This is a genomic window from Sagittula sp. NFXS13, from assembly GCF_040148795.1.
Classification (GTDB): Bacteria; Pseudomonadota; Alphaproteobacteria; order Rhodobacterales; family Rhodobacteraceae; genus Sagittula; species Sagittula marina.
On sequence record NZ_JAGEMH010000003.1, the window covers coordinates 412,786 to 439,089 of the forward strand.

Sequence of the window (26,304 nt, forward strand, 5' to 3'; positions counted from 1 at the left end):
CAGACGCCTAATTCCTGATCTTTTGCAAGAGCTTTGCCAAACTTTTGTGGCGCTAACGTCCCGTCATGCGAGGGATGCATTTGCGTTGAGCAGAACGATGTTCGACCCACTCTCCCGTGGCGTGTTATGTGGCCTTCTCGACGCGCTGCCGGGCGAGCGCGCTGTCCACATCGTTTACGCCCAGAAGGTTTGAAACGAGACGCAACAGCGCGTCTTCGCGTTCGTCGCGCTCATGATCGGCCAGAACGACAGTCCAAAGCGCCTCGATCACGGCGATCCGGTCATCGTAGAGAACAGCGTCTTTTATGGCGCGGGTAAAGCGAACGGTATCCGGGGCCTCGGTTTCCAACTGCTCGGCGTGGCTGCGCAATTCGTTGGTTTCGGTTTCGTCGAGACCGTAGCGCGTGGCGATGATCCGATCGATACGCCGCACTTCTGCCGGCTCGTATTGCCCATCGGCGCGGGCAACGCGCACCAGAAGCGCTGTGAGGGCAAGACGTGCGTCTCCATCCGGCATTTGCTCGGGCTGGGGCGCGGTGAGGCGGCGGAGGAAATCAGCAAACATGAGGAGGTTATAGTCTCGTCTTCGACCGTGCCAAGGGCACAGATTCGTGTGGAACGTCAGGAGATCACTGCGGAGGCGCGTGCGGCTTCGGAATCCATGCTCTCAACACTGAGGTGGTTCTCGATCAAGTCGATCAGCGCCTCTTCTTGTTGATCAGTGATGCCGTCCGCCAAGGCGACCTTCCACATGGCCTGTGCTGCTTCCAGGCGGTGCGCGTAATCGACGTGCTCTCGAATCAAGTCGGCCAGTTCTTCACTTTCGCCGGCACTTTCTGACAGCCGCTCGCACATGGCGCGCATCTTGGCGGCCTCGACAGGATTGATGTCGTTCCACTCGGCGAGGATCCGGTCGATCTGCTCGATTTCCTCGAAAAGGTAGGCGCGGTCGATCTGCGCAACGCGCACCAAAAGCGTGCCAAGGGCGTGCTTGGCATCCATCGCGGGCAAAGGGGCTTGCTTGGGAGCCTTGTTGGCAAAGAAGTGGGTCAGGCGTTCAAACATGGGATCCCCCGTCTGTGTGGTGCTATGGTAAAAGTAACGGGGGCCGAGGCGTCAGGGTTTCAGCTTTGAAAACAAGGTTTTCGTGAGGTGTTGCAGTTCCGCCTCCAGCCCCCAGGGCGGATTGACCGTGAACAGGCCGGAGCCGATCATGCGATGCCCGTCCCGCGCGGGCGGGAAGCGGACCTCGTGTCGCAATCCGTCCGGGTGATCCTGCTCCAAGCTGCGAAGCATGGGCAGATGCGGTGCATCGGTCAGGATCGGATACCAGATCATGATAATGCCGACATTCCATTTTTTTGCCAACGTCTGCACGGTCTTGGGCAACGTGATATAATCGGACTTCACCTCCCAGCTCGGGTCAATCAGGCAGAGGCCGCGGCGCGGGTCCGGTGGTGTCAGCGAGACCGCGAGTTCGTAGCCATCCTGCTGATGTATGTGCGTATTTCTCGCCCGGATGTTTTGGCGCAGAGCCGCGTGTTCCTGCGGGTGCAGCTCAGCAAGATGCAAACTGTCCGTGTCTCGCAACAGGTGGCGCGCGATGAGCGGCGAGCCGGGATACGCATTCGGGCCATGCTCTGTGCGGATTGCCTCGATGGTCTGCCGATAAGGATTTTCTGTCGGCAAAAGATCAAGGATCTTTGTAATTCCCTGCGCAGCCTCGCCAGTCTTTTGCGCCTCGGCCCCTGACAGATCGTACAACGCGCGGCCTGCGTGCGTCTCGATATAAGAGAGGGCCTTTGGCTTTTGCGTCAGATAAGCCAACGCGGAAGCGAGCGCTGCGTGTTTGTGTACGTCGGCGAGGTTCCCGGCGTGGAAGGCGTGCTGATAACTTAACATACCCCCTGCGTAAGCTGCTCAGATACGGCGGGCAAGAGCCGCTATTGCGCGGCGAGTTTTACGGCTCCTAAACAAGGGTAAACCTGTTGGAAGGCCCGGACCGATCGGGGTGTTTTGGGGAAACCGGCCGGACGTTAACGAACTGATGGCAGCTCCGTCCCCTGAACACCTGGAGACCGGTATGGTTGTGGTGATTCTATGGCATCTGTCCGATTCGCGCCCTAATTGAGGGGCCAAAAGCACACCGCATTGCGGTTGAGTGAGGGCATTAATGCAATTTTAAGAGTTTAATTTTGCCCCAGTGTCGCCTGCGCGACAGACGTTTGCACCATAAAAATAAGTGCTTTTGGCATTCATCACCAGGGCAACCCGACATTTTTGCAACCGGAGACTTGCTTTATACGTGTGTGCAATGCCGCGTTTTCGCCTGCATAATCAGTCAGGATTAAGAAAATGAGGACACCGAGGTACCATCAAATGCTCAGGAAAATCACCGATATTGCGCTAACAGCGTCCTTGGTTGTGGGCTTTACCGCTAGCGCGGCATCGGCGTTGAACCGCCATCAAATGCATGAGATGGGTGCTTTCCTTATCAACTCTGCCGGGTATGCCTGCGAGGGTGTCAACGCTATGGCGCCGGCGGAAGCGGATCATGTCTACAAGGTTCGCTGCGGCACTGTGTCCTTTGGTAACCGTTTCAGCATCAACGCCCGCACGGGTGAAGTTTGGAAGGTGACCGTAGGTCCGCAATGAAAGCTTTCTGCCTCCGGTTGAACCGTGAGCATCAAGCCAAGAGTGTTTTAAAGAGTGGCGACTGTGTCTGACCAAAACTGTAACGGAAGACGAAGCCATGAACTCCGACAAAACAATGTCGCCAACAACGTTTTGGCCGACTGACTTAACAAGCCCTACGATGGTGTTCCCGGACGAGTCGGCAAGAGCGCTGGCAGTCTGGAAGAAGCAGCGCCTTGCATCCGATCGCATGTTGTCGATCCATCACGAACCCGAGGCTGAGTCTCCCTCGGGCGGTCTTGGTGTGATCTGCTGGGTGTTTGGAAGTGCGGTCCTTATGACTGTTTCCCTGATCTGGCTCATCTTCTGATCAAAGGGCGGCATGCTGTCGCCTTTTGAGCAAGGTCGCCACCAGAAGAGCGAGCCGTGCGGGCTATCCCTCCCGAACGCCTTGAGCCGCCTGAGCATCTTCGCAGCAATTGATCCGAGTTTCTGAAACATAAAAATCGACCTGAGGCGCGCTCAGGTCGATTTTTTGCATTTGTCTTCTTAGACCGGAGATCCCCCGATCAGGGGGATCAGAACAGCCGGCTGACTTCCTTGGCTGCGCGTACAAAGTCGCGGAACAGCGGGTGCGGCGCGAAGGGTTTGGATTTCAACTCCGGGTGGAACTGAACGCCGATGAACCACGGGTGGTCCGGCCATTCAACGATTTCCGGCAGTTTGCCATCGGGTGACATGCCGGAAAACACCAGCCCCGCCTTTTCGAGCTGATCCTTGTACTTGGTGTCGACCTCGTAGCGGTGGCGGTGGCGTTCGTCGATCGTGGTCTTGCCGTAGATCTGCGCCACGCGGGAGCCTTCGGTCAGGGTCGCATCGTAGGCGCCCAGACGCATGGTTCCACCTTTGGCGTCGTCCGGGCGGCGATTAACCTTTTCATTGCCCTGTACCCACTCTTTGAGGTGGTAAACGACCGGCTCGAAGCGGCGTTCGCCGGATTCGTGGTCGAACTCCTCGGAACCGGCTTTCTTGACGCCTGCCACGTTGCGCGCTGCTTCGATCACAGCCATCTGCATGCCGAGGCAAATGCCGAGATAGGGGATCTTGTGCGTGCGGGCGTATTCCGCGGCCTTTATCTTGCCTTCCGTGCCGCGTTCGCCAAAGCCGCCCGGGACCAGAATGGCATCGTATTTTTCAAGATGGGGTGCCGGATCTTCGCGGTCGAAGAGTTCGGCGTCCACCCATTCGACTTTTACCTTCACGCGGTTGTAGATGCCGCCGTGTGTCAGCGCCTCGGCAATGGATTTGTAGGCGTCTTCAAGCTGGGTGTATTTGCCGACGATGGCGACAGTGACTTCGCCCTCTGGATTGAAGATACGGTCAGACACGTCTTCCCATTTGGACAGGTTCGGACGGGGCGCAGGCGTGATGCCAAAAGTGTCGAGAACGGCCTGGTCCATCCCCTCGCGGTGATAGGCGATGGGGGCCTCGTAGATGGATTTCAGATCCTGCGCCGCGATCACGCTGTCGGGCCGGACGTTGCAGAAAAGCGCGAGCTTTTCGCGTTCCTTCTGGGGGATCGGGCCTTCGGAGCGGCAGACGAGGATGTCAGGGGCAAGACCGATGGAGCGCAATTCCTTGACGGAGTGTTGCGTCGGTTTGGTCTTCAACTCGCCAGACGCCTTGATCCACGGAAGCAGCGTCAGGTGCATGAACAAACACTGGCCGCGCGGCTTATCCTGCGAAAACTGCCGGATGGCCTCGAAGAAGGGGAGGCCCTCGATGTCGCCGACAGTGCCGCCGATCTCGCAGAGCATGAAGTCGACCTCATCCTCGCCGATTGAGATGAAGTCCTTGATCTCATTGGTGACGTGCGGAATCACCTGAATGGTTTTGCCAAGGTAGTCGCCGCGGCGCTCTTTCTCCAGGACGTTGGTGTAGATGCGTCCCGAGGAAATGGAATCGGTGCGCCGCGCGGGCACGCCGGTAAAGCGCTCGTAGTGGCCAAGGTCGAGGTCGGTCTCCGCGCCGTCGTCGGTCACAAAGACCTCGCCGTGCTCGAAGGGCGACATCGTGCCCGGGTCGACGTTCAGGTAGGGGTCGAGTTTGCGTAGGCGGACGGAATAGCCCCGTGCCTGAAGCAGCGCGCCAAGCGCGGCGGAGGCCAAGCCCTTGCCGAGCGAAGAGACCACACCACCGGTGATGAAGATGAATCGCGCCATCTGGGAACCCCGTGTTCTTGCCTGTCGATTGATGCCCAAGCGGGCGAGCGCGCCGCCGGACAGCGGGGCTTGTACCGCATGTGTCACCGGCTGCAACACGGGATTTAGCTAATAGCGGATTCGAGCCGTAAAGTCCAGATCAACGCTAAATCATGTGGGCAAGGGGGCGCCGATAAGCAAGGGATTGTAAGTATTTCGCCATTCCAGCCTTGACGCCAGACATGAAAAAAGGCGGCCAATTCAAGCCGCCTTTCAGGAATGCTGTGCCGAGGTCGGCTTAGTCTGCGCGAGGCGTCAGCGGGGCTGTTGAGCCGTCTGCGGAGGCCGGGGGCAACATGCTGTCCATATCAAGATCCGCGCCCGGAACGGTCGGTGCGGCGTCATCGGAGGACTGCGAGCCCAGCGGCGCGAGACGGTCGAGGATGGACGAGCCTGCGGAATTCTGTGCGGCGAAGATCGTCAGCGTGATGGAGGTGACGATGAAGGCGCCAGCGAGCATCCACGTGAATTTCGCCAGCGGCGAAGTCGCCGGGCGAGACCCGGCCGGGCCGCCACCGCCGCCCATACCAAGGCCTCCGCCTTCGTTGCGCTGAAGCAGCACGACCCCGATCAGGCCGAGGGCAAGGAGAAGATGGATGATTAGTACGACGTTCTGCATGTGGCCTGCACGATCATTGCGGAGTTCGCGGCTATGTAGGGGATGCGTGCCGGAGACGCAAGGCGCATTGCGGTGGCAAGGGATGCGTTACTCTTCGACGTCGTCGGTATCCACTTGCCCGGAGATCGCGCGGCGAATGATCGACCAGCTCATGCCGATGCCCAAAACCAGAGAGCCTGCAAGGATGGCCACCCATGTGGCAAGGCCGGGGTCAGAGATGGAAATCAGGCCAAAGTCGCTTGCAACCCATAACAGCGCCCCGAAGAGCGCGAGCACGAAAATAACCCCGCCCGGCCCGATACTCCGGAATGTTGCGCGCAGATAGATGACATATCCCGCGAGCAGGAGCAGGCCGACCAATGTCACCACAGAGGGTGTCTGCCCCCAGTAGGCTTGTGCGCCGCGGAAGTAGTTCCAATCCGTCGGATTATAGGTCGCGGCCAGCAGCAAAAAGGCGAACAGCCAGCGTAGAAAAAAGGACATTGGAGCTTCCTCGACTTGATCGCGCCTATAGGTGGGGGATGCGTGGCGCGCTGTAAAGGCCACCGTCCGTGGCGGTTCGCGCGATTTTGAGGTTTCGCTATGCCACTTGCGCCTTTATACGGGCGCGGGTTTGAGATCACCGAAAGGACTCAGAAATATGGCAAACGTCGTGGTTGTCGGCGCCCAGTGGGGCGACGAAGGCAAGGGCAAGATCGTGGACTGGCTGTCGGAGCGTGCCGACGTCATCTGTCGATTCCAAGGCGGTCACAACGCAGGCCATACGCTGGTGATCGACGGCAAGGTCTACAAGCTGCACGCGCTGCCATCCGGCGTCGTGCGCGGTGGCAAGCTGTCCGTGATCGGCAATGGCGTGGTGCTGGACCCTTGGCACCTGATGAACGAGATCGAGACAGTGCGCGCCCAAGGTGTTGAAATCACGCCTGAAACACTGATGATCGCTGAGAACACGCCGCTGATCCTGCCGATCCATGGTGAGCTCGACCGGGCGCGGGAAGAAGCGGCCAGCAAGGGCACAAAAATAGGCACCACAGGTCGCGGCATCGGCCCGGCCTACGAGGATAAGGTGGGCCGCCGTGCGGTGCGCGTGGCCGATCTTGCCGATCCGGCGACGCTGGAGGCCCGTGTGGATCGCGCTTTGCAGCACCACGATCCGCTGCGCCGTGGCTTGGGTATCGAACCCGTGGACCGTGACGCGCTGCTGGCGGCGCTGCGCGACATCGCAGAAAAAGTCCTGCCTTATGCCGCGCCGGTCTGGAAGGTGCTGAACGAAAAGCGCAAGGCGGGCTCGCGTATCCTGTTCGAAGGGGCGCAAGGGGCTTTGCTGGACATCGACTTTGGCACCTATCCCTTTGTGACCTCGTCCAACGTGATCGCAGGGCAGGCGGCGACCGGAACAGGGATCGGCCCGGGATCGATCGACTATGTTCTGGGCATCGTCAAAGCCTACACAACCCGCGTTGGCGAAGGTCCTTTTCCGACCGAGCTGGACGACGATGACGGTCAGCGTCTTGGTGAACGTGGCCATGAATTCGGCACCACGACGGGCCGCAAACGTCGTTGTGGCTGGTTTGACGCAGCGCTTGTGCGCCAGACCTGTGCGACTTCCGGCGTCAACGGTATCTCCCTGACAAAGCTGGATGTTCTCGATGGCTTCGACACCCTGAAGATCTGCGTGGGCTATGAGCTGGACGGCAAGACGATGGACTACTTGCCCTTCGCCTCTGAAGAGCAGGCGCGCTGCACGCCGATCTACGAAGAGATGGAGGGCTGGTCCGAGTCGACCGAAGGGGCGCGCTCCTGGGCCGATTTGCCGGGCGCTGCGGTGAAGTATGTGCGCCGTGTTGAAGAGTTGATCGGTTGCCCGGTGGCGCTACTGTCTACCTCTCCCGAACGGGACGACACAATCCTTGTGACGGATCCGTTTGCCGACTGACCCGCAGGAGGGACGCATGGAACTGTCGTACAAGGCACGGCGGCGCTGGTCGCTGGTTCTGCTGATCTTTGGCCTGCCGGCCTATATTGCAGCGGTCTGGTTCCTGTTGAGCCTGTTTGATCGCCCGCCGTTGTGGTTGGAGTTCATCATTTACGTGGCGCTCGGCGTGGTCTGGGCGCTGCCGTTCAAGTTCGTCTTCAAGGGCGTGGGACAGGCAGACCCGGATGCGGATCCGGTCGAGTTTGAAGATGACGGATTGAAATAGCAGAATGGCCTTCCCTGATGGGAGGGCCGTTTTTCGTTGAAGTCAGCCATAGTACTTACCGGATGGACTGTGATTGCCGTCGGGCTCCCTGGATCGCATTAAAGGCCAGAGCCACCGCGCCTCTGCAAAACATCGCGATCTGGTCAGAACTCATCTGTCTGCTTTGCCCGCCTTTGGCCGCGGCGTATCTGTCAAAATCTCCTGATCGCCATAGGCATGTGTCTGTCGTCCGGGGCGTTTTACGGCCGGATGCGAAAACGGCGCCCCGATGGGACGCCGTTTTAGATGTCTTCTACGCAGCTGTTTACCCGGCAGCGCGGTCCGGTTTGAAGCTGATCCGGTCAGAGGCGGTAAAGCGACCTCCTGAGGTCTTCTTGATCTTACCTTCGCGAAGAAGTTGACCAAAGCTGCGCAGGCGATCCTCGCGAGAGGACTCCTGGGCTTCGGCAAGACGCACCGTCGACATCAGTTGCGGACGCGAGAACTGATCGCGGCCCTCTACATACGCCATGTAGGCTGCCGCCGCTTCGAGCAATTCAGGCAGTTCGGTGGCACCGACTTGTTCCGCATAAACGACGAAGCCGTCGCTGTCGCTGGTGGACCCGGTTTCGCGAGATTCCACGTCTGCCACACGCTGCACCCGGCGCGGACGCACCGGAACTGTGCGTGGCAGGTCTGAGGACACAGATGCCTTTCGCGCGCTTTCATCTTCGACGCGCTGTTCCGCCACGAGCTTCAGCGGGGCAGGGCGCGATGCCTGCTCGACCGGGCGTTCCGTCCTTGCCGCAGGCGCGGCTTGCGGACGACGCGGGCGCACCACATTCGCGAGGTCCTCGCGGTAAGGCTCCTGAACCTCCGCCGCATCAGCGCGGCGGCCGAGCAGCCGGTCCGCCTTGGTCGCGGCAACGGCGGCGCGCAGATGAGCGATTGCGGTGCGGCGACGGTTCCCTTCGGGCTCTTCCATTTCCGTATCGGTCTGCTCCATCAGACGCGAGGTATCGTCGTCCTTCACCTCGCGTTCCGTCAGCATCACCCGAGCAGGGCTGGCCATCTTAACCGTCTTGCGAGCGGAGTCGCGGATCATCTCCTCAAGACCGTCCTCCGTCTTGTCCGCTGCGCGGTCGGGTGTGCCCAGGGAGCCGGCCATTCGGGCGTCGATGGCATCGAGGTCGGCGGGCCAGCGCATACGCGCGTCGTCGTCCTCATCCTCCTCAGACCCGGTGCCGGTTGCCGACACAAGTGGGTTGTCGAGGCGAAATGGCCCAGGTTCGACCGATTGACCGTCCTCTTCGTCATCATCCTCGTAATAAGAGGCTTCGTCATCCCAGCCCTCAGCGCGGATTGGAGTGTCGTCGTCAGTTGTCTCTTCGTCGAAACGGGCATGGAGCCTGCGGGTGGCATCCTCGTCGTCCTCATCCTCGTCCCAATCGTCAAATTCACCGCTCAGCTCTGCCTTGACGGCTGCGAGTTCGCGGGCGAGTTCGTCTTCTTCCTCAGGCGACAGGGTGCTCTCGTCGGACATGGGCACCGGCGAGGCTCCGGCCCTGTCGGCAGAGGCATCGGCGGCCTCGGTCTCATCCTCTTTGTCGATCTCTTCCAGTGCGCCCTGTTCAACCGCGCGCTGGAAATCAGCTCGTTTTACCTTGACCACCCGCGCTCGGAGCGGAGCTTGCGCGGGCTCGGGCGCCTCAGGTGTCACGTCTTCCTCTGGCACGTTCGGAAGGTCCGCTGCCTCTATAGCATCCTCAACGTGGCCCGTCGTTACATCGGCGGTATCCCAAGCGTCGAAGTTGTTGTCGTCCGCCGCGGTGGGGGCTTCGAAAATCTCGTCGGCGGTGCTTTCGACATTGGTTGGCAAAATTTCTGGCTCGGCGGAGTGGGTTCCCGCCGTAGTGTCGCCCATCAGGCTCGCGATGGTGTCTGCAAGGACGCGGTCCTCGTCCCATTCGGGGGCTGCGGATTCCTTGGTCAGGGCGGCCGTTGGAGTGTTGTCAGTCTCTGGCGCCCGGTCGTTGTCGAATTCGCCAAGGAGCGCGGTCAGAGCGTCGTCATCCTCTTCTTCGCCGGGAATATTATCGTCAGCGATAATCAAATTCGTATCTGCACGTACCGGCATCTCGGCGGTTGCGATGAACGCAGGATCGACTTCGTCGGTCTCATCAGCGTCATAGCCGTCTTCGATGTTTGCCTCTTGCGCGTCGTTGCTGGCAACGACGGCGCGGATGCGGTCGAGTTTGGCGGCCACGCTTTCAGAAGTGGAGGGCCGCGGAGCAGGCGCGGTGACCTCCGCGGTGGCGGCAGCCACCGTATCGGCAATAAAGGAGTCGTCAGATGTTTCGGCCACATCAGGCTGATATGCAGTCTGATGCGCCGTGTCGTCCGCCTGCGGAAGGGGCGTTTCAACAACGGTTTTCGGCGCTTCATCGACGATGGCAGTGGGAACCTCGGGCAGCGGCGCCTCCGCTGTGTCGAGCGGGATTTCGGTGAGAACGGCAGTTGCCTCAATTGTGTCATCGTCGGGCAGCGTATCTGTGGGCGGCTCGGGGTCGGCTGCGCGCCGGGTCGGTCCCGCCGCAAGTGCCGCGCTGAGTGCGCTGGACGAGGCCGCCTTGATGGGGGAGCCAAGCGTGAGCTTGCCCTCGCCATGTTCCGATGATTGGGCAAGCTGGGCACGCATCATTTCCGTCGCCATCTCGGAATCGAACTGAGGAGGCTCTGCGCCAAAGAAACGGTCATTGCCGACCACACCTCGGAAGAAATGTGTTGTTTCCTTGACCACCGCGAGCGGATCTTCAAACCCTTCTGCCGTACAGGAGAAGGTGCCGTAGGAGACGGTCAGGATCTTGCTCGAACTCACCATGTGCTGTTCACTTTCGTTCGTTATGCAATAGTGTGTTTACCATGATCATCGGGACCAAAGCTGAACGAATCTGTGCCCACAAGGGTATCATTTTGTGACTTGATTGTGGTCTGTTTCTCGAATTGCCATTAATCTGCCATGAACGTTAAAATTGTTGAAACAACGGCGCAGGTCGTTTTGGTGGGCGGCGGTGCCTTGCAGGACAAAGTTCTGCGAGAAGTTTTGCAGTATGCAAAGGTTGTCGTGGCCGCCGATGGCGGAGCGAACCCTGTGTTGTCGGCGGGGCGGATGCCTGACGCGGTCTTTGGCGATATGGATTCGCTTTCAGATGACGTGAAGGCGCAGCTTGCGCCTGGCGTTCTGCGCCAGGTGGCAGAGCAAGAGTCGACCGATTTCGACAAATGTTTGCGCCACATAAAAGCGCCGCTGGTCATAGGCTATGGGTTCCTCGGACGCCGGTTGGATCACCAACTGGCGGCAATGAATGTACTGGTGCGGCGACTGGAGACGCGCTGCGTCTTGGTGGGGAAATATGATGTGGTCTGTCATTGCCCGCCCAGTATCGTGCTGGATCTGCCCATCGGGTCGCGGTTTTCGCTTTTTCCCATGCGGCGGGTTACAGCGCGGTCAGAGGGCTTGCGCTGGCCTTTGGACGGGATCCCCTTTGCGCCCGGTGGGGTGACGGGCACCTCTAACGAAGTTTCAGGCCCTGTGCGCCTTGAATTCGAAGCGACAGGGATGCTGCTTATTCTGCCGGCGGAGCACCTGGATGCACTGGTTTCGTCATTAGAGAACGCGCCGCACTGGCCCGTTCCCGCATGACGATATAAAGGCCGCTGCCAATGGTCACGGCGATGCCGCAACTGGCGAGCGGGCCGGGAGCTTCGCGCCAGATCAGCCAGCCAATCAGGGTTGCAACGGGAATTTCGAGATATTGCATCGGCGCAAGCGTGCTTGTCGGGGCGTATTTGAGGGCCCAGGACATCATCAGGTGCGCGGTTGTTCCAACGATCCCCATAAGCACAATCAAGAGCCAGATATGCAAGGTGGGCGAAATCCACGACATTTCCTGCACGGAAACGGGCGTCAATGCCATGACCGGTACCAGCAGTGCCAAGGCGATCGGACCGGCGACGGCGTGTTGTGCGATTGGGTCTAGTCGGGCCCCGAGCTTGCGGCTGAGCAGCATATACAAGGTGAAGACAAAGGCGACGAGCAATGGAAGCAAGGCCGGTGCGCCGACCTCGGCAAATGCGGGTTGAACGACCATCAGCGTGCCGCCAAAGCCTATGGCACAGGCAACCAGGCGTTGCGGACCCACGTGCTCTTTCAGAAACACGTGACCAAGAAGCAGCGCCATGAAGGGCATGACGAAAGCGATGGCGATGGCATCGGCGATGGGCAGGTAGAGCAGCGCGGTGACCATCAGCATGATGCCAGAGATGTGGCAGAGCGTTCGCGCAAGCAAAAGAACAAACGTCCCACGCGACATACTCCATGATCGCCCCAGAACTAGGCTGAGCGGCACAAGGATCAGCGTCTGGGCGGCGAACCTTAGGGTTGTGATCTGACCAACCGAGATATGCGCGCCCAAGAGCTTTGCCAAAGCGTCACCGAGAGGGGCGCACAGGCAAACGGCCAGCATCAATGAAATGCCCAACATGGGACGGTCGGCATGGGTCATGCGCCGGACGATACGGCCCGTGGCGCGTGTCGTCCAGTGGCCGACGCGGCTGACCGCATAAGTCCTAGGGGAGGAGTGACAGCCAAACCCAGGCGGTCAGCAAGGACAAGCTTGTGGCGATCAAAACGCCTGAGGCTGCGACCCGCCGCGCCCGCCCGTACATGTTGGCAAAGACATAGGTGTTGATCCCTGGCGCCATCGCGGCCGTCAGTACGGCGGAGCGTTTTGCCTCGGTCGACAGGCCGGTCAGGGTGCCCAGCGTAAAGGTGATCGCCGGGTGCAACAGCAAGGACACCGCACAGATAAATGCGATGACACGGAAATCGCCCTCCGGCTTGTAGCGGTAGAGCACGCCCCCCATGCCGAACAATGCCGCCGGCAAAGCGGAGCGGATCATCAGATCAAGCGCATCGGTGATGACAGCAGGCAGTTGCGCATCGGTCAAATTGGCCATCACGCCCAAAGAGATGCCGATCACCAGTGCGTTGCGAAACATGGCTTTGAGCACCCGTGCGGGCACTTGTGCGCCTGGCAGCTTATCCCGCCCGGCGCGATAGACCTCCATCGTCGTAATCCCGATGCCGTAGCAAATCGGCGAATGCAGGGCGATGATGACATAGTTTGCCTGAAGGGCCCCTTCGCCGTAGGCGCGTTCGGTTAATGGCAGGCCCAGCATGACCGAGTTCGCAAACAGGCAGCAAAAGCCTATGGCAATGGCGTCTTCCCAGTCGCGCTGAAACAGAAAACGTCCGCCAAGCAGACCTACGGTGAAACCTGTCACCGACCCGGTATAGAATGAGACAATCAGCCATGGGTTGAAATCCGGCCCAAGATCAAGCTGCCAGATACCCCGAAACAGCAGGCACGGAATGGCAAAGTTCTGGGTGAATTTCATCAGCCCGTCGACCGCGCTCTCGCCGAAGCCCCCCTTCCACGCGGCGAGATATCCCGCCCCGATAAGGAGGAAGACGGGAAGAATGACATCAAGGAGCGCTTGCATCAGGAGGGCCTAGGGTCGAAGGGCGCAGAGGCGCCCGTTATACGTCATACGTCAGGACCATGCCGTCATAGGCCGGTGTAATGTGATCCGGGGTCTCGGCGGCCACGGCGTCATAATCGAGATCGATATGCATATTGGTGAGCACCGCATGATCGGGCTGCGCGCGTTCGATCCATTCCAGGGCAAGTGCCAGATGTGCGTGGGTGGGATGCGGTGTACGGCGCAGCGCGTCGAGGATCCAGCATTCAAGGCCATGCAGATGTTCCCAGGCGGCTTCGGGAATCTTCACCACATCCGGCAGGTAGGCGAGGTCGCCGATGCGAAAGCCCAAGGCGTCGATGGCGCCGTGGTTTACCCGGAACGGTGTCAAGGTCACGTCGCCGCCGTTGCCTGTGATGGTCAGCGGCCCATCAATGGTGTGCAGGTTCAAGATGGGTGGGTAGGGCGAGCCTTCGGGCTGAACAAAGGCATAGGCGAAGCGCGAGATCAGGTCGTTCTGCGTTTCTCCGTCTGCCCAGACATTCAGGCGTTCCTTGGTGTTAAATACGATCTGGCGCAGGTCATCAAGGCCGTGCACATGATCGGCATGGGCGTGGGTCCAGACCACGGCGTCAAGGTGCCCGACACCTGCATCAAGCAGCTGGGCACGCATGTCGGGGGTGGTGTCGATCAAAATGCGGGTGGTGCCAGCGTCAGAAATCCGCTCCACCAGCATCGAACAGCGGCGACGGCGGTTTTTGGGATTGGAGGGGTCGCACTCTCCCCAATGGCCGCCGAGACGCGGCACACCTCCAGAGGAGCCGCATCCAAGGATCGTAAACCGCAACTGATCCGTCATGTGGAAACCTGCGCCGGGGACCAGCTGGCGGCCTTGGAAAACAGCCGGTCGAAGTTGGCCTCTGTCGCCTTGGCGAAATCCTCGTAGGACAGACCAAAGACCTCTGCCGCCTTTTGTGCGGTGTGCACGACGTAAGACGGCTCGTTTTGTTTGCCGCGATAGGGCGGCGGTGCAAGGTAGGGGCTGTCCGTTTCGACCAATATCCGTTCCAGCGGCGCGGTGGCGAAAATGTCCCGAAGCTCCTGTGACTTGGGGAAGGCCGTGATGCCCGACATGGACAGGTAGAACCCCAGGTCGAGCGCGGCCCTGGCCAAGCCGGGCGTCGAGGAGAAGCAGTGCATCACACATGTATAGGGACGCGCGCGGTAGCCGTCTGTCAGGATCTGCGCCATGTCATCATCCGCGTCGCGGCTGTGAATGATGAGCGGCAAGCCGGTTTCCTGCGCCGCCTCGATGTGGATCTTGAGCGAGGTCTTCTGCACCTCGGCACTGTCTGCCGTGTAATGGTAGTCCAGCCCGGTCTCGCCGATGCCCACGAATTTGGGGTGTTCGGAGAGCTTCACGAGCTCCTCTACCGAGGCAAGGGGCTCTTCTGCGGCGCTCATCGGGTGGGTCCCGGCTGCATAGAACACCGGATCGAAGGTCTCGGCAATGGCGCGGACCTGCGGTTCTGTGCGCAGTTTGGTGCAGATGGTCACCATTCTATGCACCCCGGCTTGCGTTGCGCGCGAGATATAGTCCGGGCGGGCCTCGTCGAAATTCGGGAAGTCGAGATGGCAGTGGCTGTCTGTAATGAGGGGCGTGGTAATCATGGGGCCTCCTTTGTGCCTTGGTATCTAGGAGGACACGCAGAGGGTCAAGACGACGGCACCTCTGTATCTTCAAGCTCCTGCGAAGAAGGCTGTAGGTTAATCAGGCGATGCGTGAGTTGCGTAATGCTTTGCTCGAAGGGCTTGGCGCGGGAGCCGAACCGCGCGTCCGGTCGAGGAGAGGGCAGGTCGAGGTTAGTCGAGACGTTTTATTACCGATATCGTACTCAGAATGCCGAGTTTTCGGGGTCGGACTGCAATGATCGACCGCAATGGGTGTTACATGCCTCGGGGCGCGGGGCGAGCGGGCGACCAAAACTTGGTCTGACGTCATCATGGACACCAGGGGCAAATTGCAACAAAGCTTGAAATTGCTGGCGTCACCGTCTCGTTCAAAGGTGACGCCTTATAGTGCATGTAAATGGTCACGGCTCACAGCCGGTCGGCGGCCCAGCTATCCGTTGCTTGTTTTCGGACCAACTCGATCTCGGCTTCGGATACATCTTCCAATGTCTGATCGCCGCGGAACAATTCGTCGTGGAATAGGTAAACCCGGGACAGGAAGTGCCCGAACTCAAGAGAGCCTTCGCCGCTGCGTTCGCCGTTTCCGCTGGTCGACACCACGACGCCGCCGCCCCAATCCTGCCCACTGTCGTTGTTCGGGTTGTAAAAATAGACCCGCATGTTTCCGACCTGATCTTCGGCGACGCGCAGAATGGCAATAGCGTGCCAGCCAATGAATTGTTGATTTGGATCTGTGACCGCGATGCCGGCGGGTTGCGGGTGGCTTACCGGAAGATCGCCATTGTGATGCGGGTGATAGGTGGCAAAGAAGCGGCGCAGGAAACTGTCGTAATCCGCGAGTTTTCCGGTCGCCACATCCACGGCGACAGCGCAGTCGCGTGACACCCACCATCCGTGAAACTCAGGGTTGATCCAACGATGAGGATCTCCATCACGCCCGATGCAAAGCTGCCCCATACGGGCATAGATCTTGTCAAGATGTGCCACCAACAGCACGGAGACAGGATCAGCATCAATCGGGCCAAATCCGGCCAGACCGACGGGCAAGTTTGCAGAGTTGATCTCGTTTCCTTCAAAATGCATCAGAATCGCATCGAATTCCGAGGCTTGATGAATGATACGAAGCAGGTAGTCAGGTTCGACTTGGGACCACATGGCAATGGCGCGCGCCGACTGACAGGTGGGATTGGCGCCTTGGCCAACGCCAAGTGGCTGGCCGATGATTTGCAGCACGCCCGCAAGAACATGCGTCTCCGGCGAAACAACATCACCAAAGCCAAGGCTGATGCGGTCACGGGCGGAACCGCGCACCTTTTGCCGCAATTGCCGATCCAGAGCCGGGACCATCGGCGCATGGTGCAGAACACCACGTTCCAGCAGCATTGTCAGACCGTAAATGGCCTGAGGCGTCGACAGTGTGACGCCCGCGCGGATCAGGTCCTCGATCAGGCGGCGGTAGTGGCGCCAACAATCCAGACCGGTTGTTCCCAAGCCCAGCGTTTCGGGCACCAGCGCGCGATCATGGTAATCCAGCGCGTATAGCAGGAATGTTACATGGTAGTCTGAGACAAGGCCGGTGTCGTGCATCGCCCGCGCGAAGCCCATGGCCTCGCGGGACAGGGCGGCCTCGTCAAAATGTTCGATCCGTTCAAGGTAAGCGGCAACACCCGGATCATCCAGAGAGGCGACGGTCGGGCCGAACAGGGCGCTTACAAGACGTTCCGCGCCAAGCCGCTCGCTGCCCGGCTCGGTCCCGTTTTCGTTCAGGGCGATGGCTATCTGCGCAATCATGTCTTTGACAACGCCGACCTGAACCGAGCGCTGTTCAAGCAGTCGCCAGATTTCAGTGACAAGCGCGCCTAGGACGTCCGTCAGGCCGATGTGTTCGGAAATGAACCGCAGGATCCGTTCCTTGGTCTCTTGCCGCTCGCCCAAGGACCGCGTCGCTTCGTCCGACTGGCCAAAGATATCCCTGAGATTGAGGGCAAGGACCTGCGTCAAGAAATGCCGTGCGGTGTCCTGATGCAAGTTGCGGTGGCGTGTCGCGCCCGTAGCAACCGACAGGAACCGGCACAGGCTTGAAACCTCGATGGCAACAAGACCCGTGTCTTCCGCAAGCAGCGTGTTGGCCGAAACCTGTGGAAGCAATGCCTCCGGCTTGTCCCAGTCCGATCCGGCAAACACGCCGGCGAGATCCATGGGGGCCGCCCGTTCGAAAATTGCATCCATCCCGCCCTCTGTCTGCAACAGCTGCCAGACAAGGGTCAAAACGGCTCGCTGAGCTTCCAGTTTGGTATCGGGCTGCGCCTGTCGGAGATCTTCAATCGCGACGTCCAGATCATCCGACAGCCGGGAGCAAGACGCCCGGCTGTCGATATTATTATTTTGGTCGTCGTTGAGCGTTCTCATCAAACGTAAAAATCCAACTCTTCCTGCGCTTTCAGCAGATCACGCAGTTTTATGGGATCATCACCAGCAAAGAACAAGAGCCCCCAGTGCGTGCCAAAGGCCGACCTGTCCGGGACAGTTTCCTCTGTGGGCGCAACCAGTTCGTGCGATTCGAAATACGGATGTTCCGTTGTTTCCTTCGGCATCTCCAGTTTGCTGACCACGCGGCGTCGCGGATAGACACCGAAACAGCCCGCGTAGCACTTGGCATCCTCAACCTCACGGGGGAAGAAGGCGTCGACTTCTTCCTTGGTGCTTTTGGGGTCGAACACCAGCATGGACGCCTGATAGGCGCTGAAACCGTAGGCCCGTTCGATCAGCTCAAACGCCTTGAAGCCCGGCGGACGATAGGCGACTTCGCCAAAGTACATTTCGCCGTCGGAGGTGACGAAATACTCCGGGTGGATCTGGCCAAACTTGATGTCAAACGTCTTGATCAGCTTCTCGATCTGCTTGGTGATCGCGTCGCGCCAGCTCTCCAGTTCCTTGGTGGCCGGTACGAAGACAGAATACCCCAAGGTTACGTATTCAGAGATGTTGAGGAACTTGATTTCCCCATCATGAATCCAAGCCTCGACCGCAAATTCCCAACCGTCGAGATGGCTTTCCATCAACAGCGGATATTCTTCTTCGGGAATCTTGTCGATGTCCTCGATATCGCGGATCATCCGGTGGCCTAGGCAACCGGCCTTGTCGAAGGCCTTGACGTGGATCGGGTCATCGGGGTCGCCGTCCAGCTTGAGCAGCGTCTGATTGACCCGCTTCATGAAGCGGATGATGTCGTCTTTTTCATAGGCTTCTTCGAAGATGCCGACGCGGATGCCGCCCAGCTGAGCCCGGCGCTTCATCAGCGCCTTGTCGCGGAACAGGATGGACTGCCCGTACATGCGCGGCTTGTCCATGAGCACCGAGTTGATCGCGCCGGACCATTCAACGGTTTCCTCGAACAGCGGGATGGCCACATCGACGCCGTCGTCCTTGAGGCGCTGGGCGATTTCCATCGACCTGTCGTTGAGCCGCGCAAAGTCCCATGGAATGAACGGAATGTTATTGGCCTGGCAGAAATCTGCGGCCCAGTCGGGCGCCACTACAACGTAGCGGCGGTCAAATTTCTGAGCCGCCTTGATTGCGTTAAAGCTCCAGCCGAGCAGGGCGATATATCCCTTGTTCGGGTCTTTGGGGGTTTCAGTTCCACGCACGGAATCCAGCGTCGGATCGGTCCAGCCTGAGACAACCTCGGTCGTTGGGGCTTGGGTTTCTTTGGACATTGGATGGCTCCTCATCAGTTGCGCACTAAACTGGCGCCTGATCGGCAGCACCAGCAGTCTACATGCAATCCTTGAGCGGTTACCTAACGTGAAAGGCGGAAATTTCCAATCAAGCCACGGTTTCGGCTGACTGACTGCTCCCCGCGCGGAAGGGGTTTCACGGCCGCACATCAGAAGAAGCCACAGCGAAACAGACCGATCGCATTGGAACCCAATCAGGCGTCGCACTGCAGGCAATCGCGAAGAAGGATGCCGTGTGACGGCCGCTTCCGTTTCGAAATGCATTCCCTACTGGGTAAAGTGCTGGTCCGCGCAAAACGCGAAATCGCCGCTTTACGCGTGGGAGACATTGAGAAGCTAAGAACTGTAGAGCGCTCTGAAATCCGTCCGACGGTCGACACATCTTTTGATGGCGGCAATGGCCGGCTGCCCGCTTTCGGATTGGAGCGAAGCGCTGCTGCCTAACCGGATCGCCGCGCATGCTCGTCCCTTGGAACAGCTGCGCCTCGTTCAAGGGCGAAACCTCGCGACCTGAAATGCCAAATTGCCCCCTTGTCGATCTGGCCGGGCATTCGGACGGTGGGGGGGTGATGTTGGAAAAGGCGGCGGCCTGGGCAATGACGGTCAAGGCGGGCAAGCACCCATGCGGCTTAGGCCACCAGATCAGCCACGCGTTGCACACCTTGCAGCTCGCAAGGACGAAATCGAGCACGAAGCACTTGCGCACTGCGATAAAACAGCCATATACCATCCATACAGATGGAGAGGCACCAATGGCAGAGATAAGGCACTTCAGGGATAAGCAGCCTGAGAACGAGAAGATCACCATCAATCTCGGCTTCGTCGACCTCGGTCGCATCGATTTGCTGGTCCAGGAAGGGTTCTATTCGAACCGCAGCGACTTCATCCGCACGGCGATCCGCAAGCAACTCGATGCGCATGGGGAGGCCGTCGACCGGTCCATCGAGCGCCACACCATGGAGCTGGGCCTGCGGGACTTTGGCCGGGCGGAGCTTGAACAGCTTCGTGCGGCTGGCGAAATCCTGCATATCAAGGTGGTGGGCCTCGCGCGCATCGCCTCCGATGTCACGCCCGAGCTCGCTTTGGCGACCATCGGCTCAATCACGGTTCTCGGCAGCCTTCAGGCATCCGCGGACATCAAGAAGGCTCTCGCTGACCGCATCCTGTAGCGGCGGCTCTTTGCAAGGAAAAGCAGATGATGAATCTCAACGTCGGCGCATGGCGCCAGGCGACCGGGCAAACGCGCGCCGCGCAGTTTACCTCCGCCAACGACCTCGTGACCCGCACGCTGGCCAGGCACGGTCTTGGCGCCGGGTCGCCGTCCGGCACGCCCTTGGGTTCTGTCGGTGACACCGGTCCCGCGGCGCTGTCGGGGCTGATGGCGCACCTCCGACCCCAAGGACAGCCTCCCGGGGCCTTGGACCTTCCCAGTGGCGCGCAGTTTGACGCCGACAGCTTTACCTGCGCGGCGGGAACGCGCGGCTACCGCACCTATGTGCCTGCCTCCGCGCGAGACGGGGTCACCGGCCTTGTCGTGATGTTGCACGGCTGCACCCAGACGCCGGAGGACTTTGCCGCAGGCACCGGAATGAATGCCTTGGCCGAACAGCATCGCTTTGTCGTCGTCTATCCGCAACAATCGCGCGGTGACAACGCCCAGTCCTGCTGGAACTGGTTCAGCCGGGGTGACCAGGCGCGCGACCGGGGCGAGCCTGCAATCCTTGCAGGCCTCACGCGCGAAGTGATCGCGCGCCACGCCATTCCTGAGGGCAGAGTGTTCGTGGCAGGCCTCTCCGCGGGTGCGGCGATGGCTGTCATCCTTGGTGGCACTTATCCGGAGTTGTTCAAGGCCGTGGGCGCCCACTCCGGTCTGCCCGCAGGTGCGGCGAAGGACGTTCCCTCCGCCTTCGCGGCAATGGCTGGTAATACGATCGCGAGCGCGCCGCGCACGGCGGCCGCGCGGACCATCGTCTTCCACGGCGATGCCGATGCCACGGTTCACCCGTCTAACGGTGAGAAGATCGTGCGCCAGGCTCTGCAAGGAGGTCCGGGGCAGTCCCTACAGACCGAGTCTGCGGGCACCATGGGCGGACGGTCCTATCGGCGCTGCACAACTTTGGACGCCGACGGCACAGAAACAGTGGATCATTGGATCGTCGAGGGTCTTGGACACGCCTGGTCAGGTGGGCAGTCGGCAGGCAGCTATGCTGATCCAAACGGCCCCGATGCGAGCGCCGAAATGATCCGGTTCTTCTTCGCCCCCTCTGCGGGATAAGTCGACAAGAGGGCGCGCATCGGCGCCTGTATAGCGCGCAGCGGTTGTGATCACCACGATTGCTGCGGCGCTGATCGGGGCATTGGCGCTGTTAGTTATTCTAGATGGCTGTAGTTGGATACCGACCGAAGTGCGCACAGATGCAGGCTGCTTGGACATCTGGGTTAAAGGAGTCTCCGCAGCACCTGTTCCTACCGGCTCAAAAACTTCCTACCGGCTCAAAAACCGCGTCCGTCAGAAGCGCCGATGCCGCGCAGCAACTTGTCATGGGCCGTGCATTCGCCAGCGCGAACAGACAACCGCGACCGGATACAACGGCCCGGCAGTGCGCAACAGTAGGCGGTCGGAGTGGAACCCGGCTTGGGCCCGCTGGGTGCAGATCGGTGATCGGCCTGCAGGATGCGCATATCCGTCTCGACACCGGCATCGTTGTCACCTCTGATGTGAAGGTCGTGACCAACAATCGCACGGTTCTGGACATCCGCCACATGCCGGGAGCGTTTATGGCGGGCCCGGACCTTCGGGCTGGGTCGGATCGGGGGGCTTTGGCGTTCGCGGTCAGGAAAGCGTGTTGGAGGACTGCATCGCCTGCATGTCCGGGGTGCCGGGCTTCAAGGTGTTTGCCAATGTGGCGACGGGCCATGTGCGCGGCACGCGGTTCACGCGGTGCCGGTCGGTCGGATCGGCCTCCTACGGCTTCCACTTCGCAGGCGAGAGCCACTGCCCGATCCTCGACACGGTGCTGACCGACTGCGGGTCCGATCGGGATATGAAGGCGAACCTTTACGCGACCTGCACGATGGATCTGACGGCTGGCAGATTCCAGTTCTGACCCGAAATTAGCTTTTTGCAGTAGATGCCGAAGTTTCTCCAAGGATGCTGTTGCGGCTTGTAAGTGTCATTATATGAAGCGTGCGAGGCTTCGCGCTCAAACCCCCTTTAAATATGGTTCAAACGGGCGTTATCGGCCAAAGACTGGCATCGTTTTGTGCTGGTTCGGATCTCGGAACTGCGAAGCGAATTTTTGGGCCTAATCGCCTTTTGAGCTCTCCGGCTCAAGAATGCCGCATCATCGTGTAGGCCGCGTCTGGTGACTGGATCTGAAGGGGGCGCCGGCGCCGAAGGTGGTGCAGCACTGTCCGGCAGACGGCGACCATCTCCAGATCTCTAGCTTGCCATCATGGCGCTCTACGAGGCGGTCCGGTGCTCCCGCAGGATCGTGACAACGCCGCTCGCGATGATGATTGTCGCACCGAAAACCGTGATAAGGTCCAGGCTTTCGCGCCAGATGAGCCATCCAAAGAGCGTGGCCCAGAGCAGGCCGGTGTAGTCGAGCGGTGCAACGACCACCGCAGGGGCCAAGCGGAAAGCTTGGGTCATCATTGTCATCCCGGCGGTGCCGAAGATTGCGATGCCCGCGAACAGCCAAAGGTCCCCAGCGCGAACCGGAACCCAGACGAAAGGCACGATCAGCGCACTCAGCAACGCTCCGGCCCCTGTCAAGTAAACGAGCAAAGTCCATACGCTTTCGCGCTTGTCGACCCAGCGGGCGCTGAGCATGAGCAGCGCGTACACCAGCGCTGTCGCCACCGGCAGAAGAGAGATCACTTGAAACGCCGCTCCTCCCGGTCGGATGATCAGGAGAACCCCAAGAAATCCGACGAGAACCGCCATCCAGCGCCGCCACCCCACGTCTTCCCCGAGAAACAAGGCCGAGATCACGGTGATGAAGAACGGAGCGACGAAAATCAGCGCGGTCGCTTCGGCGAGCGGCAGGTAGATGAAGCTCGTGAAGAACATCAACGCGGCACCGACCCAAAGCGCGCCGCGAAGCAAATGAGCGGCAGGTCGATGCGAGCGCAGTGCCGCGCGCCCGCCCATCAACAGCGCGATGCCGATGGTGAAGGGCAAGGCGATGACATTCCGCAAGAAGAGTATCTGGAGAGGTGAATACCCGTCGGTCAAGGCCTTGGCGATCGCATCGTTGGCGCTCAGGCAGGCGACCCCTACACACATCAGAAGCATACCCTGGACATGGGACCCGTGTGCTTTGGACGGTGCGGTATTCATCTGATTTCCTTCGAGCGGTTGCAGGGCCTAATGAACTTACTGACTGTCCGCGTTTTTTCGCAACCACGTAGCTGGATTTGCATGCAAGCCGCTACGGCTGGAAAAGGAAAACGCGCCCCGCAGGGCGCGCTTCAATGTGGTGCTACTTCGAGCTTGTTAACGGCTCGACCGCGAATTCTGAACTGAACCAATCATCCCATATGTCCACACAACAATCAAATTGCAAAGGCAGCTGTTAGCTTCGACATTTCTCGACGTTGATCAGAGTCTTGGAGGGAAAATGCGGCTTGGTTTGGATATTGGGACAACCTCGATTGACTGGTGGCTCTAGGGTCAGGACCCATTGATTTCCGTTTAGCGGCGTGATTCAGGGCTCGAAAACGGCGTGATTCAGGGCTCGAAAACCGAGCGGTGAACATGTCTGATCTTTTCTGGTTGAGCGACGCGCAGATGGCGCGTCTTGAGCCCTTCTTTCCAAAGTCCCACGGCAAACCCCGCGTCGATGACCGGCGTGTGTTGAGCGGGATTATCTTCATCAATCGCAATGGGTTACGGTGGCGAGATGCCCCTGTTGGCTATGGACCTCATAAGACGCTATACAACCGTTGGAAGCGGTGGAGTGATAAGGGTGTCTTCGCCCGGATGATGGCCGGTCTGGCCGCCGAGCACGGCGAAAAGAAGACTGTGATGATAGACGCAACCTACCTGAAGGCCCACCGAACAGCGACCAGTATGGGCGTGAAAAAGGGGGGCGCGGACGCCTGATCGGCCGCACCAAAGGCGGCATGAATACGAAGCTGCACGCCATCTGCGACAGCGAAGGCCGGCCCCTGAACCTGTTCGTCACGGCGGGTCAGGTCAGCGATTACATCGGCGCTCGGGCATTGCTGAGCAGCCTGCCGGACGTGGACTGGCTGCTCTGGGACCGTGGATATGATGCCGACTGGTTAAGAGAAGCGTTGAAAGACAAAGGGACACGCGCATGTATCCCCGGCCGAAAACAGCGCAAGAAAACCGTCAAGTACGACAAGCGCCGATACAACCGGCGCAACCGGATCGAGATCATGTTCGGCAGGCTCAAGGATTGGCGGCGAGTGGCTACCCGATACGACCGCTGTCCGAAGGTCTTCCTGTCGGCAATCGCCCTCGCTGCAACTGTCATTTATTGGCTATGAGTCCTGACCCTACGACCAAGGGCAAGAATATCCGTGACCCGCAATTACAGAAGGCGCTCTGTGTCGCGACCATAGGCAAAGATGGCAAAGACTTAGAGCAAGCGCTGCGCGCGTTTTCCGAGAAAGACAGCCCTTATCAGGGCCTGCGCCGGGTACGCCTGATTGAAACCCTTCAAAAATCCGCTCGCGTCGAGATCGGTGAGACCGAAAAAGGCAAGCCGCTCAAGGCCTATATGGGCGACAGCAACTAATGCTATGAGCTGTGGAAGCTGCCGAATGGAAAGATCGAGCCAAAGGTCGTAACCACCTATGAAGCTCACACCGGAATTGAGAGGCGACCGCATCCGGCTGCCAAACGGATCCTACGGATTTTCAAGAAAGACATGGTGGCTATCGAAAGGGAAAACAAAACAAAAATCTATTTTGTACAAAAACTTGATCGCGCAAACGGCCTGTTTCTCGCCCCTCACAAGGACGCAAACTGCGACGCGAGACATCGAGACAAGACAGATCCGTTCAAGTTTCTGCAAATGGGTTCCGGCACTCTTGTGAAGTCCAAGATACGGCGTGTTGTTGTCGATGAAATCGGCCGCATCCGGGACCCTGGACCTTTGAAAATCTGAACAGATCCGCAAGAATCAAAAATCAGTGCCACCTTTCCAGTGATTTGTCGTGTCGATTTCGGGTTTTCAAATTGGATCGGGTCATTGATATCGCAAGTGACGGGCGCCATCTTTAGCGTGAAAGAGGTTTCATGAAAGTCAGCGAGAGCGGGGCCGAGATTGGCCGAGTCGCGCTTGATGAAATCACCGCCGTCATCATCCATGCCCATGGCACGACCTGTTCGAGTGCTTTGCTTGCTGAGCTTGCGGATCGCGGTGCGCCAGTGGTGTTTTGCGCCGCCAACCATGTCCCGCGCTCGGTCCTAATGCCACTCGTCGGGCATTAAGCCCAAGGGGCGCGCCTACGGGCGCAATGGCAAGCCAAAATTCCATTGTTCAAGTCGGCGTGGAAGCACGTCGTCTTCCCAAAGATCCGAATGCAGGCCGCCGCACTTGAGGCGCATGGCCATGCGCATGCCCCGCTGGAGATGATGGCGCGCAAAGTCTCAAGTGGTGACAGCAGCAATCTCGAAGCGCAGGCCGCACGTTACTATTGGCTTCTGATGATAGGGAATAACTTTTGTCGGAACCGCGAGCCACCCGATATCAACGCGCTACTGAATTACGGCTATACCGTGCTGCGTGCCGCCATCGTCGCCGCAGGTTTGCATCCGGGTATCGGGTTGCATCACTCCAACAGGGGCAACGCTTTAGCCCTTGCAGATGATCTCATGGAACCGTTCCGCCCGCTCGTAGATTGCACTGTCCACCGTCTTCCAGCGAGCAATGGCACCGAAGTTAACACACAGGCGAAACAGGAGTTGGCCCGGTTGATCGCCCTCGATCTGCTTTTGGCTGTCGGGCAAAGCCCGGTCTCGGTTGCGCTTTCGAGACTCGCAACGTCTCTCGGACAGATCTTCGAAACGGGACAGCTTGCAATGGCCCTGCCGAGAACGCCAGACGCGCTGACGCTCGCGGGGCTCGGTGGATGACCCTTCGCTCAACCCATTTGTCAGGATACCGGATCATGTGGGTACTCGTAATATTCGATCTGCCGACCGACACTAAGCCACAGCGCAAGGCGGCCACAGATTTTCGCAGTTTCCTGCTCTACGAGGGTTTTGAGCGCAGCCAGTTGTCGGTTTACGCCCGGTTTGTAAACGGTAAGGAGGGGTTTCAGACCCGGATCAACGGAATCGAACGCAATCTGCCGACCAAGGGCGATATGCAGATCCGGTATTTTACCGACCGACAATATCGAGATGTTTTACATTTCTCGGATCAAGGTCGCAGGGACGCCCGAAAAAATCCAGACCAATTGTTGCTGTTCTGATGAAAATTTCGCAAAAACACTCTTCCCAAACCTGTACAAACCTATGCATTTACAAAGGTTTTTGCGGAGATCTAGACCATCAGTTCAGAAACCAAGGTCCAGCCGCAAAATCCTGACTAAGTGGTTGGCTACTCTGCAGAATGTCCCCACCACACGGCCTTTCCGACAATCCTTGGAGTGTT

The 26,304-nt window shown here is 59.3% G+C and carries 27 protein-coding genes and 1 pseudogene; 14 read left to right on the forward strand and 14 right to left on the reverse strand.

The annotated features are described in order from the left end of the window. Nucleotides 1–124: 124 nt before the first annotated feature. Genes J4E08_RS09825 through J4E08_RS09835 form a run of 3 tightly spaced genes read right to left on the reverse strand, consistent with a single transcriptional unit; the run spans nucleotide 125 to nucleotide 1,902 of the window. Nucleotides 125–565, reverse strand: a complete 441-nt coding sequence (locus J4E08_RS09825) for a tellurite resistance TerB family protein (protein WP_349538309.1) — start codon at nucleotides 563–565, stop codon at nucleotides 125–127. Nucleotides 566–621: 56 nt separating this feature from the next. Continuing rightward, a complete protein-coding gene (locus J4E08_RS09830) occupies nucleotides 622–1,065 on the reverse strand; it encodes a tellurite resistance TerB family protein (protein WP_183963220.1) in 444 nt (147 codons plus the stop codon). A gap of 51 nt (nucleotides 1,066–1,116) precedes the next feature. Next, nucleotides 1,117–1,902 carry a 23S rRNA (adenine(2030)-N(6))-methyltransferase RlmJ gene (locus J4E08_RS09835; protein ID WP_349538310.1) on the reverse strand — a complete coding sequence of 262 codons (786 nt, stop codon included), beginning with the start codon at nucleotides 1,900–1,902 and terminating at the stop codon, nucleotides 1,117–1,119. Between the two features lie 477 nt (nucleotides 1,903–2,379). Here J4E08_RS09835 and J4E08_RS09840 point away from each other — a divergent pair, with 477 nt between their 5' ends. Together J4E08_RS09840 and J4E08_RS09845 are read left to right on the forward strand one after the other, a co-directional pair. Beyond that, nucleotides 2,380–2,655 carry a hypothetical protein gene (locus J4E08_RS09840; protein WP_349538311.1) on the forward strand — a complete coding sequence of 92 codons (276 nt, stop codon included), beginning with the start codon at nucleotides 2,380–2,382 and terminating at the stop codon, nucleotides 2,653–2,655. A 97-nt stretch (nucleotides 2,656–2,752) separates the two neighbouring features. Next, nucleotides 2,753–3,004, forward strand: coding sequence for a hypothetical protein (locus tag J4E08_RS09845; RefSeq protein WP_349538312.1), 252 nt, complete (start codon nucleotides 2,753–2,755; stop codon nucleotides 3,002–3,004). A gap of 208 nt (nucleotides 3,005–3,212) precedes the next feature. Here the strand turns inward: J4E08_RS09845 and pyrG are convergent, their stop codons facing one another. The 3 genes from pyrG to J4E08_RS09860 form a co-directional block, all read right to left on the reverse strand. Next, complete coding sequence (gene pyrG / locus J4E08_RS09850) at nucleotides 3,213–4,856, reverse strand: CTP synthase (RefSeq protein WP_183963210.1); 1,644 nt, start codon at nucleotides 4,854–4,856, stop codon at nucleotides 3,213–3,215. Nucleotides 4,857–5,133: 277 nt separating this feature from the next. After that, nucleotides 5,134–5,514 (reverse strand): preprotein translocase subunit SecG, encoded by a 381-nt coding sequence (gene secG, locus J4E08_RS09855; RefSeq protein WP_349538313.1) that lies wholly within the window; start codon nucleotides 5,512–5,514, stop codon nucleotides 5,134–5,136. 87 nt (nucleotides 5,515–5,601) lie between these two features. Continuing rightward, the gene (locus tag J4E08_RS09860) at nucleotides 5,602–5,997 is read right to left on the reverse strand and encodes a DUF6524 family protein (protein ID WP_349538314.1); all 396 of its coding nucleotides are present in this window, start codon (nucleotides 5,995–5,997) and stop codon (nucleotides 5,602–5,604) included. A gap of 157 nt (nucleotides 5,998–6,154) precedes the next feature. Here J4E08_RS09860 and J4E08_RS09865 point away from each other — a divergent pair, with 157 nt between their 5' ends. Both J4E08_RS09865 and J4E08_RS09870 read left to right on the forward strand, forming a co-directional pair. Continuing rightward, on the forward strand, nucleotides 6,155–7,450 hold the full coding sequence (locus J4E08_RS09865) for an adenylosuccinate synthase (protein ID WP_349538315.1): 1,296 nt from the start codon (nucleotides 6,155–6,157) through the stop codon (nucleotides 7,448–7,450). 16 nt (nucleotides 7,451–7,466) lie between these two features. Further along, a complete protein-coding gene (locus tag J4E08_RS09870) occupies nucleotides 7,467–7,715 on the forward strand; it encodes a DUF2842 domain-containing protein (RefSeq protein ID WP_183963202.1) in 249 nt (82 codons plus the stop codon). A gap of 304 nt (nucleotides 7,716–8,019) precedes the next feature. On the opposite strand, the gene J4E08_RS09875 is transcribed toward J4E08_RS09870, so the two are convergent. Continuing rightward, a complete protein-coding gene (locus tag J4E08_RS09875) occupies nucleotides 8,020–10,575 on the reverse strand; it encodes a hypothetical protein (protein ID WP_349538316.1) in 2,556 nt (851 codons plus the stop codon). A 138-nt stretch (nucleotides 10,576–10,713) separates the two neighbouring features. Between J4E08_RS09875 and J4E08_RS09880 the strand changes: the two genes are divergently transcribed. Then, on the forward strand, nucleotides 10,714–11,397 hold the full coding sequence (locus J4E08_RS09880; protein WP_349538317.1) for a thiamine diphosphokinase: 684 nt from the start codon (nucleotides 10,714–10,716) through the stop codon (nucleotides 11,395–11,397). Here the strand turns inward: J4E08_RS09880 and J4E08_RS09885 are convergent. The 6 genes from J4E08_RS09885 to J4E08_RS09910 form a co-directional block, all read right to left on the reverse strand. After that, nucleotides 11,321–12,259 carry a DMT family transporter gene (locus tag J4E08_RS09885; protein WP_349538318.1) on the reverse strand — a complete coding sequence of 313 codons (939 nt, stop codon included), beginning with the start codon at nucleotides 12,257–12,259 and terminating at the stop codon, nucleotides 11,321–11,323. The genes J4E08_RS09880 and J4E08_RS09885 overlap by 77 nt on opposite strands. Nucleotides 12,260–12,323: 64 nt before the next feature. Continuing rightward, nucleotides 12,324–13,259, reverse strand: coding sequence for an AEC family transporter (locus J4E08_RS09890; protein WP_349538319.1), 936 nt, complete (start codon nucleotides 13,257–13,259; stop codon nucleotides 12,324–12,326). Between the two features lie 37 nt (nucleotides 13,260–13,296). After that, nucleotides 13,297–14,097: an MBL fold metallo-hydrolase gene (locus J4E08_RS09895; protein ID WP_183963192.1), complete on the reverse strand. Its 801-nt coding sequence runs from the start codon at nucleotides 14,095–14,097 to the stop codon at nucleotides 13,297–13,299. Next, a complete protein-coding gene (locus J4E08_RS09900) occupies nucleotides 14,094–14,909 on the reverse strand; it encodes a TatD family hydrolase (RefSeq protein ID WP_349538320.1) in 816 nt (271 codons plus the stop codon). The genes J4E08_RS09895 and J4E08_RS09900 overlap by 4 nt, the downstream gene beginning before the upstream one ends. A gap of 429 nt (nucleotides 14,910–15,338) precedes the next feature. Next, nucleotides 15,339–17,339 (reverse strand): hypothetical protein, encoded by a 2,001-nt coding sequence (locus tag J4E08_RS09905; RefSeq protein ID WP_349538321.1) that lies wholly within the window; start codon nucleotides 17,337–17,339, stop codon nucleotides 15,339–15,341. Next, nucleotides 17,339–18,931, reverse strand: coding sequence for an ATP-grasp domain-containing protein (locus J4E08_RS09910; RefSeq protein ID WP_502949258.1), 1,593 nt, complete (start codon nucleotides 18,929–18,931; stop codon nucleotides 17,339–17,341). Before J4E08_RS09910 ends, J4E08_RS09905 begins: the two co-directional genes overlap by 1 nt. A 488-nt stretch (nucleotides 18,932–19,419) precedes the next feature. Between J4E08_RS09910 and J4E08_RS09915 the strand changes: the two genes are divergently transcribed. The 3 genes from J4E08_RS09915 (at nucleotide 19,420) to J4E08_RS09925 (ending at nucleotide 21,774) form a co-directional block, all read left to right on the forward strand. After that, entirely contained in the window at nucleotides 19,420–19,836 is a 417-nt protein-coding gene (locus tag J4E08_RS09915) for a ribbon-helix-helix domain-containing protein (protein ID WP_349538490.1), read from the forward strand. A 26-nt stretch (nucleotides 19,837–19,862) separates the two neighbouring features. Then, a complete protein-coding gene (locus tag J4E08_RS09920) occupies nucleotides 19,863–20,942 on the forward strand; it encodes an extracellular catalytic domain type 1 short-chain-length polyhydroxyalkanoate depolymerase (protein ID WP_349538322.1) in 1,080 nt (359 codons plus the stop codon). A 571-nt stretch (nucleotides 20,943–21,513) separates the two neighbouring features. Continuing rightward, a complete protein-coding gene (locus J4E08_RS09925; protein ID WP_349538323.1) occupies nucleotides 21,514–21,774 on the forward strand; it encodes a hypothetical protein in 261 nt (86 codons plus the stop codon). 356 nt (nucleotides 21,775–22,130) lie between these two features. Here J4E08_RS09925 and J4E08_RS09930 read toward each other — a convergent pair whose 3' ends face one another. Then, a complete protein-coding gene (locus J4E08_RS09930) occupies nucleotides 22,131–23,012 on the reverse strand; it encodes a DMT family transporter (protein ID WP_349538324.1) in 882 nt (293 codons plus the stop codon). Between the two features lie 417 nt (nucleotides 23,013–23,429). On the opposite strand from J4E08_RS09930, the gene J4E08_RS09935 reads away from it, so the two are divergent. The 6 genes and pseudogenes from J4E08_RS09935 (at nucleotide 23,430) to cas2 (ending at nucleotide 26,122) form a co-directional block, all read left to right on the forward strand. Beyond that, a protein-coding gene (locus J4E08_RS09935; protein WP_349538325.1) for an IS5 family transposase occupies nucleotides 23,430–24,187 on the forward strand; the annotation gives its coding sequence in 2 pieces (ribosomal slippage) (nucleotides 23,430–23,751 and nucleotides 23,751–24,187; 759 coding nt in all). Then, nucleotides 24,184–24,438: a hypothetical protein gene (locus tag J4E08_RS09940; protein WP_349538326.1), complete on the forward strand. Its 255-nt coding sequence runs from the start codon at nucleotides 24,184–24,186 to the stop codon at nucleotides 24,436–24,438. The genes J4E08_RS09935 and J4E08_RS09940 overlap by 4 nt, the downstream gene beginning before the upstream one ends. Before the next feature lie 132 nt (nucleotides 24,439–24,570). Continuing rightward, nucleotides 24,571–24,810, forward strand: a complete 240-nt coding sequence (locus J4E08_RS09945) for a hypothetical protein (RefSeq protein WP_349538327.1) — start codon at nucleotides 24,571–24,573, stop codon at nucleotides 24,808–24,810. A 131-nt stretch (nucleotides 24,811–24,941) separates the two neighbouring features. Continuing rightward, a complete protein-coding gene (locus tag J4E08_RS09950; protein ID WP_349538328.1) occupies nucleotides 24,942–25,136 on the forward strand; it encodes a hypothetical protein in 195 nt (64 codons plus the stop codon). A gap of 18 nt (nucleotides 25,137–25,154) precedes the next feature. Then, a pseudogene (gene cas1, locus J4E08_RS09955) lies at nucleotides 25,155–25,781 on the forward strand (type II CRISPR-associated endonuclease Cas1); the annotation flags it as partial. Further along, nucleotides 25,778–26,122, forward strand: coding sequence for a CRISPR-associated endonuclease Cas2 (gene cas2, locus J4E08_RS09960; RefSeq protein ID WP_349538329.1), 345 nt, complete (start codon nucleotides 25,778–25,780; stop codon nucleotides 26,120–26,122). The pseudogene cas1 and the gene cas2, both read left to right, overlap by 4 nt. Nucleotides 26,123–26,304: the final 182 nt, after the last annotated feature.